Annotated in this window: 16 protein-coding genes; 14 read left to right on the forward strand and 2 right to left on the reverse strand. The window is 61.6% G+C overall.

The window, feature by feature from the left end:
- Window positions 1–178: 178 nt before the first annotated feature.
- From pepA to ACMGF7_RS05405, 5 genes are all read left to right on the forward strand, one after another.
- Window positions 179–1,690: a leucyl aminopeptidase gene (gene pepA / locus ACMGF7_RS05385; RefSeq protein WP_004933352.1), complete on the forward strand. Its 1,512-nt coding sequence runs from the start codon at window positions 179–181 to the stop codon at window positions 1,688–1,690.
- 231 nt (window positions 1,691–1,921) lie between these two features.
- Window positions 1,922–2,371, forward strand: coding sequence for a DNA polymerase III subunit chi (locus ACMGF7_RS05390; protein WP_004933353.1), 450 nt, complete (start codon window positions 1,922–1,924; stop codon window positions 2,369–2,371).
- A gap of 12 nt (window positions 2,372–2,383) precedes the next feature.
- Window positions 2,384–5,260, forward strand: coding sequence for a valine--tRNA ligase (locus ACMGF7_RS05395; RefSeq protein ID WP_049243089.1), 2,877 nt, complete (start codon window positions 2,384–2,386; stop codon window positions 5,258–5,260).
- Window positions 5,261–5,459: 199 nt separating this feature from the next.
- Window positions 5,460–5,963: a GNAT family N-acetyltransferase gene (locus ACMGF7_RS05400; protein WP_016929277.1), complete on the forward strand. Its 504-nt coding sequence runs from the start codon at window positions 5,460–5,462 to the stop codon at window positions 5,961–5,963.
- A gap of 225 nt (window positions 5,964–6,188) precedes the next feature.
- A complete protein-coding gene (locus tag ACMGF7_RS05405) occupies window positions 6,189–7,796 on the forward strand; it encodes a GMC family oxidoreductase (protein ID WP_193158604.1) in 1,608 nt (535 codons plus the stop codon).
- A gap of 15 nt (window positions 7,797–7,811) precedes the next feature.
- On the opposite strand, the gene miaE is transcribed toward ACMGF7_RS05405, so the two are convergent.
- Window positions 7,812–8,576: a tRNA isopentenyl-2-thiomethyl-A-37 hydroxylase MiaE gene (gene miaE / locus ACMGF7_RS05410; RefSeq protein ID WP_160125703.1), complete on the reverse strand. Its 765-nt coding sequence runs from the start codon at window positions 8,574–8,576 to the stop codon at window positions 7,812–7,814.
- Window positions 8,577–8,753: 177 nt separating this feature from the next.
- Window positions 8,754–9,179 (reverse strand): ribonuclease E inhibitor RraB, encoded by a 426-nt coding sequence (gene rraB, locus ACMGF7_RS05415; RefSeq protein WP_004933365.1) that lies wholly within the window; start codon window positions 9,177–9,179, stop codon window positions 8,754–8,756.
- A gap of 162 nt (window positions 9,180–9,341) precedes the next feature.
- On the opposite strand from rraB, the gene argF reads away from it, so the two are divergent.
- From argF to ACMGF7_RS05460, 9 genes are all read left to right on the forward strand, one after another.
- On the forward strand, window positions 9,342–10,361 hold the full coding sequence (gene argF, locus ACMGF7_RS05420) for an ornithine carbamoyltransferase (protein WP_021504215.1): 1,020 nt from the start codon (window positions 9,342–9,344) through the stop codon (window positions 10,359–10,361).
- Between the two features lie 196 nt (window positions 10,362–10,557).
- Window positions 10,558–12,126 (forward strand): ABC transporter substrate-binding protein, encoded by a 1,569-nt coding sequence (locus ACMGF7_RS05425; RefSeq protein WP_273874815.1) that lies wholly within the window; start codon window positions 10,558–10,560, stop codon window positions 12,124–12,126.
- A gap of 298 nt (window positions 12,127–12,424) precedes the next feature.
- Complete coding sequence (pyrB, locus tag ACMGF7_RS05430) at window positions 12,425–13,360, forward strand: aspartate carbamoyltransferase (protein WP_019453297.1); 936 nt, start codon at window positions 12,425–12,427, stop codon at window positions 13,358–13,360.
- Window positions 13,361–13,372: 12 nt separating this feature from the next.
- Window positions 13,373–13,837, forward strand: coding sequence for an aspartate carbamoyltransferase regulatory subunit (pyrI, locus tag ACMGF7_RS05435; RefSeq protein WP_004933377.1), 465 nt, complete (start codon window positions 13,373–13,375; stop codon window positions 13,835–13,837).
- Between the two features lie 98 nt (window positions 13,838–13,935).
- Window positions 13,936–14,322 (forward strand): 2-iminobutanoate/2-iminopropanoate deaminase, encoded by a 387-nt coding sequence (ridA, locus tag ACMGF7_RS05440; protein ID WP_004933379.1) that lies wholly within the window; start codon window positions 13,936–13,938, stop codon window positions 14,320–14,322.
- 260 nt (window positions 14,323–14,582) lie between these two features.
- Window positions 14,583–16,019, forward strand: a complete 1,437-nt coding sequence (locus tag ACMGF7_RS05445) for a circularly permuted type 2 ATP-grasp protein (RefSeq protein WP_049187800.1) — start codon at window positions 14,583–14,585, stop codon at window positions 16,017–16,019.
- Window positions 16,013–16,939 (forward strand): alpha-E domain-containing protein, encoded by a 927-nt coding sequence (locus tag ACMGF7_RS05450; RefSeq protein ID WP_004933382.1) that lies wholly within the window; start codon window positions 16,013–16,015, stop codon window positions 16,937–16,939. The genes ACMGF7_RS05445 and ACMGF7_RS05450 overlap by 7 nt, the downstream gene beginning before the upstream one ends.
- A complete protein-coding gene (locus ACMGF7_RS05455) occupies window positions 16,936–17,730 on the forward strand; it encodes a transglutaminase family protein (protein WP_004933384.1) in 795 nt (264 codons plus the stop codon). The genes ACMGF7_RS05450 and ACMGF7_RS05455 overlap by 4 nt, the downstream gene beginning before the upstream one ends.
- Before the next feature lie 75 nt (window positions 17,731–17,805).
- Window positions 17,806–18,534 (forward strand): proteasome-type protease, encoded by a 729-nt coding sequence (locus tag ACMGF7_RS05460; protein WP_015376453.1) that lies wholly within the window; start codon window positions 17,806–17,808, stop codon window positions 18,532–18,534.
- Window positions 18,535–18,546 lie beyond the last annotated feature (12 nt).

The raw sequence follows: 18,546 nt of genomic DNA on the forward strand, positions 1-18,546 counted from the left end.
GTATTACAACATCAAGCCGTTTGGGTGTCCTATAGGAACTTGCTTATAGTCGCCAAAACAGAGCAATTTACGCCGTTCAGGTTAACATAATCCGTTAACTCAAATGGCGGGAGATCGTTACGGAGTCGATTATTCTAGCCGTAGCGTCCGCCTTTGTCTTTAAGATTCAGGAGAGTGCATGGAGTTCAGTGTAAAAAGCGGTAGCCCGGAAAAACAGCGCAGTGCCTGTATTGTAGTCGGCGTTTTCGAACCGCGCCGCCTGTCCCCTATCGCAGAACAACTCGACAAAATCAGTGATGGTTATATCAGCGCATTGCTGCGCCGTGGCGAACTGGAAGGCAAGGTCGGGCAGACGCTGCTACTGCACCATGTGCCCAACATTCTCTCCGAGCGCATCCTGCTGATCGGCTGCGGCAAAGAGCGCGAGCTCGATGAGCGCCAATACAAGCAGGTGATCCAGAAAACCATCAATACCCTCAACGACACCGGCTCAATGGAAGCGGTCTGCTTCCTGACCGAGCTGCACGTGAAAGGCCGCAACACCTACTGGAAAGTGCGTCAGGCGGTGGAAACCGCCAAAGAGACGCTCTACACCTTCGATCAGCTGAAAAGCAACAAGGTGGAGCCGCGTCGTCCGCTGCGCAAAATGGTGTTCAACGTGCCGACCCGCCGTGAGCTCACCAGCGGCGAGCGCGCGATTCAGCACGGTCTGGCGGTGGCTTCCGGCATCAAGGCGGCCAAAGATCTCGGCAACATGCCGCCGAACATCTGTAACGCCGGCTACCTGGCCTCGCAGGCTCGTCAGCTGGCGGACGCCTTCAGCACCAACATCACCACCCGCGTCATCGGCGAACAGCAGATGAAAGAGCTGGGCATGAACGCCTATCTGGCGGTCGGCGCCGGTTCGCAGAACGAATCATTGATGTCGGTGATGGAATATAAGGGCAACCCAAATCCGGACGCTAAGCCGATCGTGCTGGTAGGCAAAGGGCTGACCTTCGACTCCGGCGGCATCTCGATCAAACCGGCCGACGGCATGGACGAGATGAAATACGACATGTGCGGCGCGGCGACCGTGTACGGCGTGATGCGCGTGGTGGCGGAGCTGAACCTGCCGCTGAATGTGATCGGCGTGCTGGCCGGCTGTGAAAACATGCCGGGCGGCCGGGCGTACCGTCCGGGCGACGTGCTGACCACCATGTCCGGCCAGACCGTCGAGGTGCTCAACACCGACGCCGAAGGCCGCCTGGTGCTGTGCGATACCCTGACCTACGTCGAGCGCTTCGAGCCGGAGCTGGTGATCGACATCGCCACCCTGACCGGCGCCTGCGTGATCGCTTTGGGCCACCACATCACCGGCCTGATGTCGAACCACAACCCGCTGGCGCACGAGCTGCTGGGCGCTTCCGAGCAGGCCGGCGACCGCGCCTGGCGCCTGCCGATGGCCGACGAGTATTACGAGCAGCTGGACTCCAACTTCGCCGACATGGCGAACATCGGTGGCCGCCCAGGCGGCGCCATCACCGCCGCCTGCTTCCTGTCGCGCTTCACCCGCAAGTACACCTGGGCGCACCTGGATATCGCCGGCACCGCCTGGCGCTCCGGTAAAGCCAAGGGCGCGACCGGCCGCCCGGTAGCGCTGCTGTCGCAGTTCTTGCTCAACCGTGCAGGCCTGAACGGCGACGATTAAATACCCTTCATCTTTCAAGCCGCAGCGTTGTTGGCCGCATTCGTTCACCCCAGTCACTGACTTGATGTCAGCTCCTGGGGATGAACGAACTTGCCGCCTAGCTGCAACTTGAAATCTATTGGGTATATAATCCTCTCAGCAGCGAAGGGGTAGAGTTATCTGCTCCGTTCCCAAAAAGGGCGCAACCTACATGTTGTGCCCTGTTTTTTTATCGGCAGCGGTGGATCCTTAATGAAACAGGCGACGTTTTATTTGCTCGACAACGCGGAACCGTCAGGCGCGCTCAGCGCCCATGAGGCCGTGGCCTGCGCCGTTGCCGCCAACGGCTTCCGCGCCGGCAAGCGGGTGCTGATCGCCTGCGAGAGCCAGGAGCAGGCCCAGCGGCTGGACGAAGCGCTGTGGCAGCGCGAGCCGCATGAATTCGTGCCGCACAACCTGGCCGGCGAAGGGCCGCACTACGGCGCGCCGGTGGAACTGTGCTGGCCCGGCAAGCGCGGCAACGCCCCGCGCGATCTGCTGATCGCTCTGCTGCCGCAGTTTGCCGATTTTGCTACCGCTTTCCATGAAGTGGTAGACTTCGTTCCTTACGAAGACACTCTGAAACAGTTGGCGCGCGACCGTTACAAGGCCTATCGCAGCGTCGGCTTCCATTTGACCACGGCTACGCCGCCAACTCACTGAATACGATAAAGAATGGAAAAGACAAACAGTCAGCTCGATACCGCATACGACCCAAAACAGATCGAACAGAAGCTGTACGATCACTGGGAGAATCAGGGTTACTTCAAGCCGAACGGCGATACCAGCCAGGAAAGCTTCTGCATCATGATCCCGCCGCCGAACGTCACCGGCAGCCTGCACATGGGCCACGCGTTCCAGCAGACCATCATGGATACCATGATTCGCTATCAGCGCATGCAGGGTAAAAACACCCTGTGGCAGGCGGGCACCGACCACGCCGGCATCGCCACCCAGATGGTGGTGGAGCGCAAGATCGCCGCAGAAGAAGGCAAAACCCGCCACGACTACGGCCGTGACGCGTTCATCGACAAGATCTGGCAGTGGAAAGCGGAATCCGGCGGCACCATCACCCGCCAGATGCGCCGTCTGGGCAACTCCGTGGACTGGGAGCGCGAGCGCTTCACCATGGACGAAGGCCTGTCGAACGCGGTGCGCGAAGTGTTTGTCCGTCTGCACAAAGAAGATCTGATCTACCGCGGCAAGCGCCTGGTGAACTGGGATCCGAAGCTGCGCACCGCCATCTCCGATCTGGAAGTGGAAAACCGCGAATCCAAAGGTTCCATGTGGCACCTGCGCTACCCGCTGGCCGACGGCGCGAAAACCGCCGAGGGCAAAGACTACCTGGTGGTCGCCACCACCCGTCCGGAAACCGTGCTGGGCGATACAGGCGTGGCGGTCAACCCGGAAGATCCGCGCTATAAAGACCTGATCGGCAAAGAGATCATTCTGCCGCTGGTCGGCCGCCGCATCCGCATCGTCGGCGACGAACACGCCGATATGGAAAAAGGCACCGGCTGCGTGAAGATCACCCCGGCGCACGATTTCAACGACTACGAAGTCGGCAAACGCCACGGCCTGCCGATGATCAACATTCTGACCTTCGACGGCGACATCCGCCAGGAAGCGGAAGTGTTCAACACCCTGGGCGAAGTCTGCACCGACTACTGCAACGAGATCCCGGCCGAGTTCCGCGGCCTGGAGCGCTTCGCGGCGCGTAAAGCGGTGGTTGCCGCCTTCGAAAATCTGGGCCTGCTGGACGAGATTAAACCGCACGATCTGACGGTGCCTTACGGTGACCGCGGCGGCGTGGTGATCGAGCCGATGCTGACCGACCAATGGTACGTGCGCACCGCGCCGCTGGCCAAAGTGGCGGTGGAAGCGGTCGAACAGGGCCAAATCGAGTTCGTGCCGAAGCAGTACGAAAACATGTACTTCAGCTGGATGCGCGACATTCAGGACTGGTGCATCTCGCGTCAGCTGTGGTGGGGCCACCGCATCCCGGCCTGGTACGACGTGAACGGCAAAGTCTACGTGGGCCGCAGCGAAGAAGAAGTGCGCAGCGAGAACAACCTGGGCGCCGACGTGGTGCTGACCCAGGACGAAGACGTGCTGGACACCTGGTTCTCGTCCGGCCTGTGGACCTTCTCCACCCTGGGCTGGCCGGAGCAGACCGACGCGCTGAAAACCTTCCACCCGACCAGCGTGATGGTCAGCGGCTTCGACATCATCTTCTTCTGGATCGCGCGCATGATCATGCTGACCATGCACTTCATCAAGGATGAAAACGGCAAGCCGCAGGTGCCGTTCAAGACCGTCTACATGACCGGTCTTATCCGCGACGACGAAGGCCAGAAGATGTCCAAGTCGAAAGGCAACGTGATCGATCCGCTGGACATGGTCGACGGCATCTCGCTGGAAGATCTGCTGGAAAAACGCACCGGCAACATGATGCAGCCGCAGCTGGCGGAGAAGATCCGCAAGCGCACCGAGAAGCAGTTCCCGAACGGCATCGAGCCGCACGGCACCGACGCCCTGCGCTTCACCCTGGCGGCGCTGGCCTCGACCGGCCGCGACATCAACTGGGACATGAAGCGCCTGGAAGGCTACCGCAACTTCTGTAACAAGCTGTGGAACGCCAGCCGCTTCGTGCTGATGAACACCGAAGCGCACGACTGCGGCTTCAACGGCGGCGAGAAAGTGCTGTCGCTGGCGGATCGCTGGATCCTGGCCGAATTCAACCGCACGGTGAAAGCCTACCGCGAAGCGCTGGATACCTACCGCTTCGATCTGGCGGCCAACATCCTGTACGAATTCACCTGGAACCAGTTCTGCGACTGGTATCTGGAGCTGACCAAGCCGGTGGTGAGCAACGGCAGCGAAGCGGAACAGCGCGGCACCCGCCACACGCTGATCACCGTGCTGGAAGCGCTGCTGCGCCTGGCGCACCCGATCATTCCGTTCATCACCGAAACCATCTGGCAGCGCGTGAAGCCGCTGACCGGCACGACCGCAGATACCATCATGCTGCAGCCGTTCCCGGCCTACGACGCCGCGCTGGAAGACGAGCAGGCGCTGAACGATCTGGAGTGGATCAAGCAAACCATCATCGCCGTGCGCAACATCCGCGCCGAGATGAACATCGCGCCAAGCAAAGCGCTCGACGTGCTGCTGCGCAACTGCAGCGCCGACGCCCAGCGCCGCGTGCAGGAGAACCAGAGCTTTATCGCCCGTCTGGCGCGTCTGGAATCCATCGCGCTGCTGCCGGCCGGTGAGAAAGGCCCGGTCTCCGTCACCAAGCTGGTGGACGGCGCCGAGCTGCTGATCCCGATGGCCGGTTTCATCGACAAGGACGCCGAGATCGCGCGTCTGGCCAAAGAGATGGGCAAGCTGGATGCGGAAATCGCTTCGATCGAAGGCAAGCTGGCGAACGAAGGCTTCGTGGCGCGCGCGCCGGAAGCAGTGGTCGCCAAAGAACGCGATCGTCTGGCGGCCTGCAAAGAAGGCAAAGTGAAGCTGCAGGAACAGCAGGCGACCATCGCCGCGCTGTAATCCACCGGCTCACGCCAACGCCTGAAAACAGCGGGGTCTTCCCCGCTGTTTTTTTATCGCCGTTGCATCCGGGCCGGGTTAGATGTTATTACAAGATATTACTGCTGCAGGGACGCCGCCGGGAAATAATCCCCGGCGCGTTTCGCGCTGCGATAAAAATGAAAAACGAACGTGGTCTCTTTCAATGGCGAGTGTAAACATGACAACAGCAACCCCGGCGCGCCTGCTGGTGCGCCCCATCACGGCGGAAGACAATGCCGCCATTGCTCACGTCATTCGCGAAGTCTCCGCCGAGCACGGCCTGACGGCGGATAAAGGCTATACCGTCTCCGATCCCAACCTGGATGCCCTGTATCAGCTCTATAGCCTGCCGCGCAGTGCTTACTGGGTGATCGAAGTGGACGGCCAGGTCGCCGGCGGCGGCGGCATCGCGCCGCTGCAGGGCGGCGCAGACGATATTTGCGAATTGCAGAAGATGTATTTCCTGCCGGTGTTGCGCGGCAAGGGATTGGCGAAACGCCTGGCGCTGCAGGCGCTGGATTTCGCCCGCCAGCACGGCTTCCGCTGTTGTTACCTCGAGACCACCGCCAGCCTGACGCAGGCCGTTGCGCTGTACGAACATCTGGGCTTCGAACACATCGACCATGCGATGGGCGCCACCGGCCACGTCGATTGTGAAGTCACCATGCTGAAAACGCTGTAATCGCCCCCGCCTCTCCATCAGGGCGTAGCTTGCTGCGCCTTTTTATTAATATCGCAATCAATCAGTAAAACTCGCTATAACGCCGTTTTTCAAGCAGATAAACTGACGTTAAAAACCACGATGTAAATTTAATGTGAAGTTCGTTAATAAATTAACGATCGCAAATTGACCGCCTTTTCCCCCGCGTTACTCTGCCAGTATCCCAATCGCGCACGGAGAGCTGTCATGTCGGAAAATACCTTTGATTACATCATCGTCGGCGCCGGTTCCGCCGGCTGCGTGCTGGCGGCGCAGCTGATCCGCCGCACCCAGGCGCGGGTGCTGCTGCTGGAAGCCGGCGGCGACGACAATAACCTGTTCATCAAGATGCCGGCCGGGGTGGCCAAGATCATCGCCAAAAAGAGCTGGCCTTATGAGACGGAGCCGGAACCGCACGCCAATAACCGCCGCATGCAGATCGCGCAGGGCAAGGTGCTGGGCGGCAGCAGTTCGGTCAACGGCATGATCTACCTGCGCGGCCAGCCGCAGGACTACGACGACTGGGCCGAACGCTACGGCTGCACCGGCTGGAGCTACCGGGAGGTGTTGCCCTACTTCAAACGCGCCGAGGCCAATGAAAGCCTGTCCGACGACTACCACGGCGCCGACGGGCTGCTGCCGGTCAGCGAGAATCGCTACCGCCACCCGCTCAGCATGGCGTTTATCCGCGCCGGCCAGGAGCTGAACCTGCCCTATCGCAACGACTTCAACGGCGACAGCCAGCACGGCGTCGGTTTCTACCAAACCACCACCCACAACGGCGAGCGCGCCAGCACCGCCCGCACCTACCTGAAGGCGGTGCGCGACGAACGGCGGCTGGTGGTGAAACTGAACGCCCTGGCGCACCGGCTGACCTTCGAGGGCAACGTCGCCACCGGCGTGGTCTACAGCCAGAATGGCGGCGCGGAAGTCACCGCCCGCGCCACCAAAGAGGTGATCGTCAGCGCCGGCGCGGTCGGTTCGCCGAAGCTGCTGATGCTGTCCGGCATCGGCCCGCGCGACCACCTGCAGCAGTTGGGCATCGAGGTGCGGGCGGATCTGCCGGTGGGCAAAAACTTCCACGACCATCTGCACATGTCGATCAACGTCAGCACCCGCGAGCCGATCAGCCTGTTCGGCGCCGATCGCGGCCTGCAGGCGCTGAGCCACGGCGCGCAGTGGCTGGCGTTTCGCAGCGGGGTACTCTCGTCCAACGTGCTGGAAGGCGCCGCCTTCACCGACAGCCAGGGCGACGGCCGGCCGGACGTGCAGATCCACTTCCTGCCGCTGCTGGACAGCTGGGACGACGTGCCCGGCGAACCACTGCCCAACATTCACGGTTTCACGCTCAAGGTCGGCTACCTGCAGCCGAAGGCGCGCGGCGAAGTGCTGCTGCGCAGCAGCAACCCGCGCGATCCGGTCAAGCTGCACGCCAACTACCTCGGCCACCCGGACGATCTGGCCGGCAGCGTGCGCGCGGTAAAGTTCGGCCTCGGCTTCCTGCAAACCGCGGCGCTGAAGCCGCTGATCAAAGATCTGCTGATGCCGCAGCCGGAGTGGACGCGCGATGAGGCGCAGCTGGAAGAGTTCGTGCGCAACTTCTGCAAGACGGTGTATCACCCGGTGGGCAGTTGCCGCATGGGGCCGTCGCCGCAGGACGCGGTGACCGATCCGCAGCTGCGGGTGCACGGTTTTGAACAGCTGCGGGTGATCGACTGCTCGGTGATGCCGCAACTCACCAGCGGCAACACCAATGCGCCGACCATCATGCTGGCGGAAAAGGCGGTGGATCTGTTGCTGGGCGCGCCGCAGTAAGGGCGCGCCTCAACCTCAGGCGGCGGCGGGCACGCCGCTGTGGAAGCGCAGCTCGCTGTCCGGCGACAGGATCAGTTCAGCTTCGAGGCGGCCGAAATGCGCCACCCGTTCGCTGATGTCGCCGCCGGCGATCTGCTCGGCCAATGTCAGGTAGTCCTGATAGTGACGCGCTTCGGATCGCAGCAGCGAGACATAAAAGCGGCTCAGCTCGTCGTCCAGGTGCGGCGCCAGTTTGGCGAAGCGTTCGCAGGATCGCGCTTCGATGTAGGCGCCGCAGATCAGTTTGTCGATCAACGTCGCCGGATCGTGGGTACGGATCTCGCGGATCATGCCCTTGGCGTAGCGGCTGGCGGTGATCTTGCGATACGGGATCCCGCGCGCCTGCATGATCTCCAGCACCTGCGAGAAGTGATGCAGCTCTTCCTTGATCAACAGCACCATGCGATCCGCCAGATCCTGGCCGTAGGCCGAGCCGTTTTTCGGCAGGATCTTGCGGGTGAACTGGCCCTGACGGAACAGCGTGTCGGGCGCGCCCTGCGCTTCGTGCAGAAACGCCTCGTAGGGCCGCAGCAGCGCCAACAGCGCGTCGCCGCTCTCTTTGTCCGCCACGTAGCGGCGGATCAGCCACATGCCGGTCTGCGCGGCTTTCAGCTCACACACCAGGTGGTCGGTCAGCAACAGCTGCAGGTTTTCCGGACGGCGCGCGGCGTCGATCCAGGCGTCGGGAGTTTCACAGTGCAGGAAGCTTAAAATCGGGGCTAGCAGAGATTGGTATGTCATGGCGTCATTGCCCTATGTATTTCAAGTTGCAGCCAGGCGGCCAGCTCACTCATCCCCAGGAGCTTACTTAGGTAAGTGACTGGGGTGAGGGAGTGCAGCCAACAACGCTGCAGCTTGAAAGACGACGGGGATATCAGGGGCCGGCGAGAACCGGCCCATGTGAATAAGCGGGGTTAATCAGTGGCGTTTGCCGTCGTCGTCTTCGTCGATGTAGTCGCCGTCTTCGTCATCCTCACCGTCTTCACCGTTCGGATCTTCAAAGTAGGTGCCCCAGCCGTCGTAGTTGACGCCGCAGCGCTCCGCCAGCGCCACCAGCTGCTCGACCTGGGCGTCGATCAGCTCGGCGTTCAGGCCGACTTCGCTGATCACGTCGCAGCACATCACCAGCGAACCGTCTTCCACTTCCAGCTCTTCGGCGTCGGTCACTTCGTAGCCCAGCTTGAAGGCTTCAACGGCTGCTTGCTCCAGAACCTCAAATTTCTCGGCGGACAGATGGTGCTCGATGGTGTAGAGCGCGTCCGGATCGCTGCCGTCTTCCAGCAGCTCTTCGATGATCAGGCGGGTCTCTTCACGTTGTTCTTCCAGCAATTCGCGGTTTGCCATGCCTATATCCTCAAGTCAAATGGCCTTCATTCCTTCTATTTTCACACACCGCCGACATTGCTTCCACGATAAACGTGAAAGATTTCCTCGCTGGGGTTGAAATTGAATATTCATACATATAAAGTGAATTTTAATTCAATTGAGCAATCAGGGAATCGGACTATGAGCACCGGCAATGCGTTCTACCAACGTCACTTTCTGAGGTTAATGGATTTCACCCCCGCCGAACTGCAGGCGCTGCTGAAGCTGGCGGCCGATCTGAAACAGGCCAAGAAGCAGGGGCGGGAACAGCGCCGGCTGCAGGGCAAAAACATTGCGCTCATCTTCGAAAAAGACTCGACCCGCACGCGATGCTCTTTCGAAGTTGCCGCATTCGATCAGGGCGCGCAGGTGACCTATCTCGGCCCGAGCGGCAGCCAGATCGGCCATAAAGAGTCGATGAAAGACACCGCCCGGGTGCTGGGCCGCCTGTACGACGGTATTCAGTATCGCGGTTACGGCCAGGCGCTGGTGGAAACCCTGGCGCAGCACGCCGGCGTGCCGGTGTGGAACGGCCTGACCGACGAGTTCCACCCCACCCAATTGCTGGCGGATCTGCTCACCGTGCAGGAACACCTGCCGGGCAAGGCGCTGAGCGAGGTGAAACTGGCGTACGTCGGCGACGCGCGCAACAACATGGGCAACACGCTGCTGGAAGCCGCCGCGCTGGCGGGCATGGATCTGCGGCTGGTGGCGCCGAAGGCCTGCTGGCCGCAGCCGGAGCTGGTGGCCGAGTGCCAGGCGCTGGCGCAACAAACCGGCGCGAAACTCACCCTGACCGAAGACATCGCCGAAGGGGTGCAAGACGCCGACTTCCTCTACACCGACGTGTGGGTGTCGATGGGCGAACCGAAAGAGACCTGGCAGGAGCGTATTGCGCTGCTGCGGCCGTATCAGGTCAACATGGCGATGCTGAAGCTGACCGGCAACCCAAACGTGAAGTTCCTGCACTGCCTGCCGGCGTTCCACGACGACCAAACCACGCTCGGCAAGCAGATGGCGCAACAGTACGATCTGCACGGCGGCATGGAAGTGACCGACGAAGTGTTCGAGTCGGCGCACAGCGTGGTGTTCGATCAGGCGGAAAATCGGCTGCATACCATCAAGGCGGTGCTGGTCGCCACGCTGAGCGAAACCCTCTGACAATCCACCTCCACCGCCCTGGCGCCCCCGGCCAGGGCGGCTAATATATTCCTGGAATATCAAATAGCGCATTGACCTTTGCCCACCACCGGTAAAGGTTCTACCGTGACAGGCCGACGGCGCCCGCGCCGTAAAAACCAACGATAACAAACCGTTCTCAGCGCCACCTTGTGGCGCCTTCAGGGGATATACACCGATGAAAGCCAAACTCTTGCCGCTGTTCCTGCTCGCCGCCCTGCCCGCCGCCGCGTTAGCCGCCACGCCGCCGAATACGCTGGTGGTGGTGCAATCGCTGGATGACATCGTCAGCCTCGATCCGGCGGAAGCCAACGAACTCTCCAGCATCCAGACGGTGCCCAGCCTGTATCAACGATTGGTGCAGGCGGATCGCGACGATCCGGCCAAGGTGGCGCCGGTGCTGGCGGAAAGCTGGCAAAGCGATGCGGCGGCCAAAACGCTGACGGTGAAACTGCGGCCGCAGGCGGCGTTCGCCTCCGGCAACCCGCTGACCGCCGACGACGTGATCTTCTCCTACAGCCGCGCGGTCAAGATGAACAAATCGCCGGCGTTCATCCTCAACGTGCTCGGTTGGCAGCCGGACAACATCGACGCGCAGCTCAAGAAGATCGACGAACATACCGTGCAGCTGCGCTGGACGGCGGACGTCAGCCCGGCGGTGGCGCTGAATATCCTCTCGACGCCGATCGCCTCGATCGTCGACAGCAAAGCGGCGCTGGCCAACGTCAAAGACGGCGACTTCGGCAACGCCTGGCTGAAGATGCACTCCGCCGGCAGCGGCCCGTTCAAGATGCGCGTCTATCAGCCGCATCAGGCGATCGTGCTGGACGCCAATCCCACCACGCCGGGCGACAAGCCGCAGCTGAAAAACATCATCATTAAAAACGTGCCGGATCCGGCCACCCGCCGCCTGCTGCTCCAGCAGGGCGACGCCGATATAGCCCGCGAACTGGGCGCCGACCAGACCGACACGCTGAAGAACCAGCCGGGCGTCAAGGTGCTGGAGATCCCGTCCGCCGAGCAAAACTACCTGGTATTCAACACCGGCAACGGCGCCAATCCGCTGCTGAGCAACCCGGCCTTCTGGGAGGCGGCGCGCTATCTGGTGGATTATCAGGGCATCACGAAGGATCTGCTGAAGGGCCAATATTTCGTGCATCAGAGCTTCCTGCCGGTCGGGCTGCCGGGCGTGCTGGAGACCAACCCGTTCAGCTACGATCCGGCCAAGGCGAAAGCCATCCTGGCCAAAGCGGGCATCACCCACGCTGCCTTTACGCTGGACGTAGAGAACAAACCGCCGTTCATCACCATCGCGCAGGCGCTGCAGGGCAGCTTCGCCGCCGCCGGCGTGAAGGTCGAGCTGCTGCCGGCCGCGGGCAGCCAGGTTTACTCCCGCGTGCGCGCCAGGCAGCATCAGGCGGCGATCCGCCTGTGGATCCCGGATTACTTCGACGCCCACTCCAACGCCAGCGCCTTCGCCTACAACGACGGCAAGAGCAGCACGGTGGCCGGGCTGAACGGCTGGCAGATCCCGCAGTTGAACCAGCAGACGCTGGCGGCGCTGGCCGAAGCCGATCCGGCCAAGCGCCGCGCGCTGTACACCGCCATGCAACAGGAGCTGCAGCGCAGTTCGCCGTACGTGTTTATCGATCAGGCCAAAACCGAAGTGGTGCTGCGCGACAACGTCAAAGGCTATCAACAAGGGCTGAACGCCGACATGGTCTACTACGATCGCGTCAGCAAATAGCCGACGGGCGGCCATCGCCGGCCAATCGATTGCGGGGCGGCAAAAAACGGCGTTTTAACGCTTGCAGTGGCGAAAAGCGCGAGTATAATGCGCCACAATTTGCCAGGAGAAAGCATGAAAAACGACGTTTGTTTTGTTAGCCGCAATCGACAAAACCGACTGCCTATCGGCGGCCAGCTGCCGTTGTTTCTCCTGTTGCTAAACCGATCGTTTCAAGCCCCTCATTGAGGGGCTTTTTTTTGCCTTGAGAATATCCCAAAGTCCCGCGCCACGGGCACGCGTCGAGGAGGAGTGAAAAATGGCCAACCCGCTGTATCACAAACACATCATCTCTATTAACGATCTCAGCCGCGAGGACCTGGAGCTGGTGCTGCGCACCGCCGCCGGTCTGAAAGCCAACCCGCAGCCGGAACTGTTGAAACACAAGGTGATCGCCAGCTGCTTCTTTGAAGCCTCGACCCGTACCCGCCTGTCGTTCGAAACCTCGATGCACCGCCTCGGCGCCTCGGTGGTCGGTTTCGCCGACGGCAGCAACACCTCGCTCGGCAAGAAAGGCGAAACCCTGGCCGACACCATCTCGGTGATCAGCACCTACGTGGACGCCATCGTGATGCGCCACCCGCAGGAAGGCGCGGCGCGCATGGCCTCGGAGTTCTCCGGCAACGTGCCGGTGCTCAATGCCGGCGACGGCGCCAACCAGCACCCGACCCAAACCCTGCTGGATCTGTTCACCATCCAGGAAACCCAGGGCCGCCTGAGCAACCTCAGCATCGCCATGGTCGGCGACCTGAAGTACGGCCGCACCGTGCACTCGCTCACCCAGGCGCTGGCCAAGTTCGAAGGCAACCGCTTCTACTTCATCGCCCCGGACGCGCTGGCGATGCCGGCCTACATCCTGAAAATGCTGGACGAGAAAGGCATCGAGTACAGCCTGCACGGCAGCATTGAAGAAGTGGTGCCGGAGCTGGATATTCTCTACATGACCCGGGTGCAGAAAGAGCGCCTCGATCCGTCCGAGTACGCCAACGTGAAGGCGCAGTTCGTGCTGCGCGCCGCGGATCTGGCCGGCGCGCGCGCCAACCTCAAGGTGCTGCACCCGCTGCCGCGCATCGACGAGATCGCCACCGACGTGGATAAAACGCCGCACGCTTACTACTTCCAGCAGGCGGGCAACGGCATCTTCGCCCGCCAGGCGTTGCTGGCGCTGGTGCTCAACGCAGATTTGGCTCTTTAAGGGGGAACCGCCATGACTCACGACAACAAACTGCAGGTCGAAGCGATCAAATGCGGCACGGTGATCGACCACATTCCGGCGCAGATCGGTTTCAAACTGCTGACGCTGTTCAAGCTGACCGCCACCGACCAGCGCATCACCATCGGCCTGAACCTGCCTTCCAACGAGCTGGGCCGCAAGGATCTGATCAAGATCGAGAACACCTTCCTGACCGAGCAGCAAGCCAACCAGCTGGCGATGTACGCGCCGAAGGCCACGGTGAACCGCATCGACAACTATGAAGTGGTGCGCAAACTGACCCTTAGCCTGCCGGACCACATCGACGGCGTGCTGACCTGCCCGAATGGCAACTGCATCAGCCGCAGCGAGCCGGTGGCGTCGAGCTTCAGCGTCAAATCGCGCGGCGGCGAAGTGCACCTGAAGTGCCGCTACTGCGAAAAAGAGTTCGAGCACCAGGTGGTGCTGCAGGCCGACTAAGCCCGGTATGGGCGCCGGGAGATGGCGCTGTTATTCTCCCGGTGACGCCCTATAATGGGATTTCTGGATAGAACAATCCTCGTTTATCAGGAGAAAACATGTCACGTAACATCAGCACTGAACTCGCCCCGGCAGCCATTGGTCCTTACGTGCAGGGCGTTGATCTGGGCAGCATGATCATCACTTCCGGCCAGATCCCGGTCGATCCGAAAACCGGCGCCGTCGCCGACGACGTGGCCGCTCAGGCGCGCCAGTCGCTGGAAAACGTCAAGGCGATCGTCGAAGCCGCCGGCCTGATCGTTGCCGACATCGTGAAAACCACCGTGTTCGTGAAAGACCTGAACGACTTCGCCACCGTCAACGCCGCGTACGAAGCCTTCTTCACCGAGCACAGCGCGCCGTTCCCGGCCCGTTCCTGCGTTGAAGTGGCGCGTCTGCCGAAAGACGTGAAGATCGAAATCGAAGCCATCGCCGTGCGTCGTTAATCGACGCGCACGCGAATGACGGTCAGCTTCGGCTGGCCGTTTTTATTTCTGCTCTGCCCCGACAGCCTGCCGTCCCTGCGCCTTCAGCGCTCACCGCCGCCGCCATTTCGCCCTATATTAAGGCGTCGTCACGCCAGATCTGCACCGCAAACGGGCGTTTTTCGCCGCGGCAGCCTCGCTCTGCGCCATTTTCGCCCGTTATCGCCTTGGCACGTTTTATGCTCGATTGATTGACAGCCTGCAATGTCGACGAGGTGACGATGCTGAATATCAATCTTTCCGCTTCACCGTTTTTTGATGAGATGCTTCTGGCTGAGGGAAAACACCGTGGCCACTACGACGCCTACTGGCAATGGCTGCAGCAGGCCGATCACCAGGCCGTGCAACGCAAGCGGGAAGAGGCTGCGCTGCTGTTTCACCGGGTGGGCATCACCTTCAACGTCTACGGCGACGATGACGGCGCCGAGCGGTTGATCCCGTTCGACAGCGTGCCGCGCATTATTCCGGCCGCCGAATGGGCGATGCTCGATCGCGGCATTCGCCAGCGCGTACAGGCGCTCAATGCCTTCCTGCATGACATTTACCACCAGCAGCATATTCTGAAGGCCGGCCTCATTCCGGCGGAGCAGGTGCTGGCCAACGATCAGTATCAACCCTGTATGCAAGGCGTTGATCTGCATCGCGATATCTATGCGCATATCGTCGGCGTGGACATGGTCCGCAACAGCGACGGCCAATACTATGTGCTGGAAGATAACTTGCGCACCCCGTCCGGCGTCTCTTACATGCTGGAAAACCGCAAAATGATGATGCGTCTGTATCCGGAACTGTTCGCCCGGCAACGCATCGCGCCGGTGGAGCGCTACCCGTCGCACCTGCTGCAAACGCTGCGCGAAAGCTCGCCCATCAACGATCCCACCGTGGTGGTGCTGACGCCGGGCCGCTTCAACAGCGCCTATTTTGAGCACAGTTTCCTGGCGCAGCAGATGGGGGTGGAGCTGGTCGAAAGCGCCGATCTGTTCGTCAAGGACGGCGCGGTGTTCATGCGCACCACCGCCGGGCCGTGCAAAGTGGACGTGATCTATCGTCGGGTGGACGACGCCTTCCTCGATCCGCTGGCGTTTCGGCCGGACTCGATGCTCGGCGTACCGGGGCTGCTGTCGGTGTATCGCGCCGGCAATGTGGTGCTGGCCAACGCCATCGGCACCGGCGTGGCCGACGACAAATCGATCTACCCCTACGTGCCGGATATGGTGCGCTTCTACCTGCAAGAGGAACCGATCCTCAACAACGTGCCGACCTGGCAGTGCCGGCATAAAAGCGAACTGTCGTATGTGCTGGCCAACCTCGAACAGATGGTCGTGAAAGAGGTGCACGGCGCCGGCGGCTACGGCATGTTGATCGGCCCCACGGCGAGCAAGGACGAGCTCGCCCGCTTCCGTGCGCTGCTGCTGGCTCGCCCGCAGAATTACATTGCGCAAAACACGCTGGCGCTGTCCACCTGCCCGACCTTCGTCAACGATGGTCTGGCGCCGCGGCATATCGATCTGCGGCCGTTCGCCCTCAGCGGCGCGGAGATCCGCCTGGTGCCCGGCGGCCTGACCCGGGTGGCGTTGGCGGAAGGTTCGCTGGTGGTGAACTCGTCGCAGGGCGGCGGCACCAAGGACACCTGGGTATTGGAGGACGACCTATGCTGAGCCGCACCGCCAGTGAACTCTATTGGATGGCCCGCTATCTGGAGCGGGCGGAAAGCATCGCCCGGGTGCTGGACGTCACCAACAAGCTGTCGATGATGCCGATCCGCGACGGCGGCGATCAGGATCTGCAGGTGCCGCTCAATCTGACCGGCACCGGCCAGCTGTATGCCGCCGCCTACCCGGAATTGACGATGCCGAATCTGGTCAGTTTCTTCGCGCTCGACAACCGCAACCACAGCAGCATCTTCAGCTGCCTGCAAATGGGCTGGAACAACGCCCACGCGGTGCGCGGCAGCCTGTCGTCCGAAGTCTGGGAGTGCATCAACGCCACCTGGATAGAGATGAAACTGATCCGCCGCCAGGGCATCGGCTCGGTGGGCGCCGATGCCTTCTTCGACTGGGTGAAGGAGCGCGCCCATCTGTTTCGCGGCGCCATGTTCGGCACGCTGCTGCGCAGCGACGCCATGCGCTTTATCCGTCTCGGCACCCTGCTGGAGCGGGCCGACGGCACCGCCCGTCTGCTGGAGGTGAAGAACACGCTGATGGACATCGACGGCGACCCGGTGCGCGAATATTACCGTATGGACACGCTGCTGCGGGCGGTGAGCGCGCGCGAAGCCTACCACAGCATCTACAAGCAGCCGTTGAGCCGCGAGACCATCGCCGAACTGATGATTCTGCGCAATGAAATTCCGCGTTCACTGCTGGCCTGCGTCGGCGACATGGTGCAGCAATTGGAACTGATCGGCGGCGGCGCCAACCAACCGCGACGTCTGGCGCACACCCTGCATGCCGAGCTGCGCTTCAGCAGCATGAAGGATCTGAACAAGATCGGCCTGGGCGAGTGGTTGAGCGCCTTTCTCGGCCAGGTGAACGGCATCGCCGAAAGCATCCATCACACTTATCTGGAGGCGCAATGAAACTGAATATTGAACACAACACCCATTATCGCTACGCCCAGCCGGTGCAGCGCAGCACCCAATATCTGCGGCTGACGCCGCAGGATTCGCCGCATCAGCGCATCCTCTCCTGGCAACTGTCGTTGCCGGATGACGCGGTGCGCACCACCGACGCCTTCGGCAACGTACTGCACGTGCTGACGCTCGATGAACCGCATCAGGCCATCACCATTCGGGTGCTCGGGGAAGTGGAAATTGAAGACGGCGTCGAAGATCGGGCGCTCGGGCATCTGTCGCCGCTGGTATTTCTGCGCCATAGCCCGCTGACCCAGCCCGATGACGCCATTCAGGCCTTCGCCCTGCGTTATCATCAACCGCAGGCGGTGCTGAGCGGCCTGGAACATCTGATGGGCGAGCTGCTGCTGAAGATGCCTTACAGCCCAGGCTCCACGCGCGTGACAGACAGCGCCGCCGAGGCGTTCGCCGCCGGCAGCGGCGTGTGTCAGGATCATACGCATGTCTTCCTGAGCTGCTGCCGCAGCCTGAACATCCCGGCGCGCTACGTCAGCGGCTACCTGTACAGCGAAGACTCGACCCATGTCGCCACCCATGCCTGGGCGGAAGTGTGGGTGGAGGAACGCTGGCACAGCTTCGACGTGACCAACAATACGCGCATGCCAAATCAGCACCTTAAGCTGGCGGTCGGCATCGATTATCTGGACGCCTGCCCGGTGCGCGGCATGCGGTTGGGCGGCGGCTGCGAAGACATGAGCGCCATCGCCGCCGTACAAATGATGCCAACCGGCCAGTAGCCGCTTGCCGATGGCAAATGTTTCGGGCACGCTGCGCGTTGGCGGCGTGCCGGTCTTGTTTTGAGGGATTGTAGTATGACCTACTGTGTGGCCATGCGTTTGTCGTCCGGGCTGGTCTTTGCGTCCGATTCGCGCACCAACGCCGGGGTGGATCATATTTCCACCTTCCGCAAACTGCACGTGTTCCAACAGGACGGCGATCGCACGCTGGTGTTGCAAAGCGCCGGCAACCTGGCGACCACCCAGAGCATCATCAGTTTGCTGTTGCACCGCAGCAAGGACGCCGAACGCCCCAACCTGCTCAACGCTCCCAGCCTCTACGACGCCGCCACGCTGGTGGGGGAAACGGTGCGCGAGGTGATCCAGCGCGACAGTGAGGCGCAGCAAAGCGGCAGCACCACCGACTTCAGCTGCAACCTGCTGCTCGGCGGCCAAATTAGCGGGGAAGAGATGCGGCTGTTCCATATCTACCCGCAAGGCAATTTTATCGAAGCCACCCGCGACACGCCCTATTTTCAGATAGGCGAAAGCAAATACGGCAAACCGATCATCGACCGGGTACTGCACTACGACACGCCGCTGGAACAAGCGATGCAATGCGCGCTGATTTCACTGGATTCAACCTTACGCAGCAACCTGTCCGTCGGGCTGCCGCTCGACGTGATGATCTACCCGCGCGACAGCTTCAGCCATGCCCGGCAATACCGCATTACCGAAGATCATCCGTACTTCAGCGCCATCCGCAAGGGCTGGGGCGAAGGGCTGGTCAGCATTTTCACCCAGTTGCCGCCGCTGCAGCTGTAGGGATCCGGGCTC

The sequence above is a fragment of the Serratia sp. BNK-17 genome (assembly GCF_048684935.1).
In the GTDB taxonomy this organism is placed as follows: Bacteria; Pseudomonadota; Gammaproteobacteria; order Enterobacterales; family Enterobacteriaceae; genus Serratia; species Serratia nematodiphila.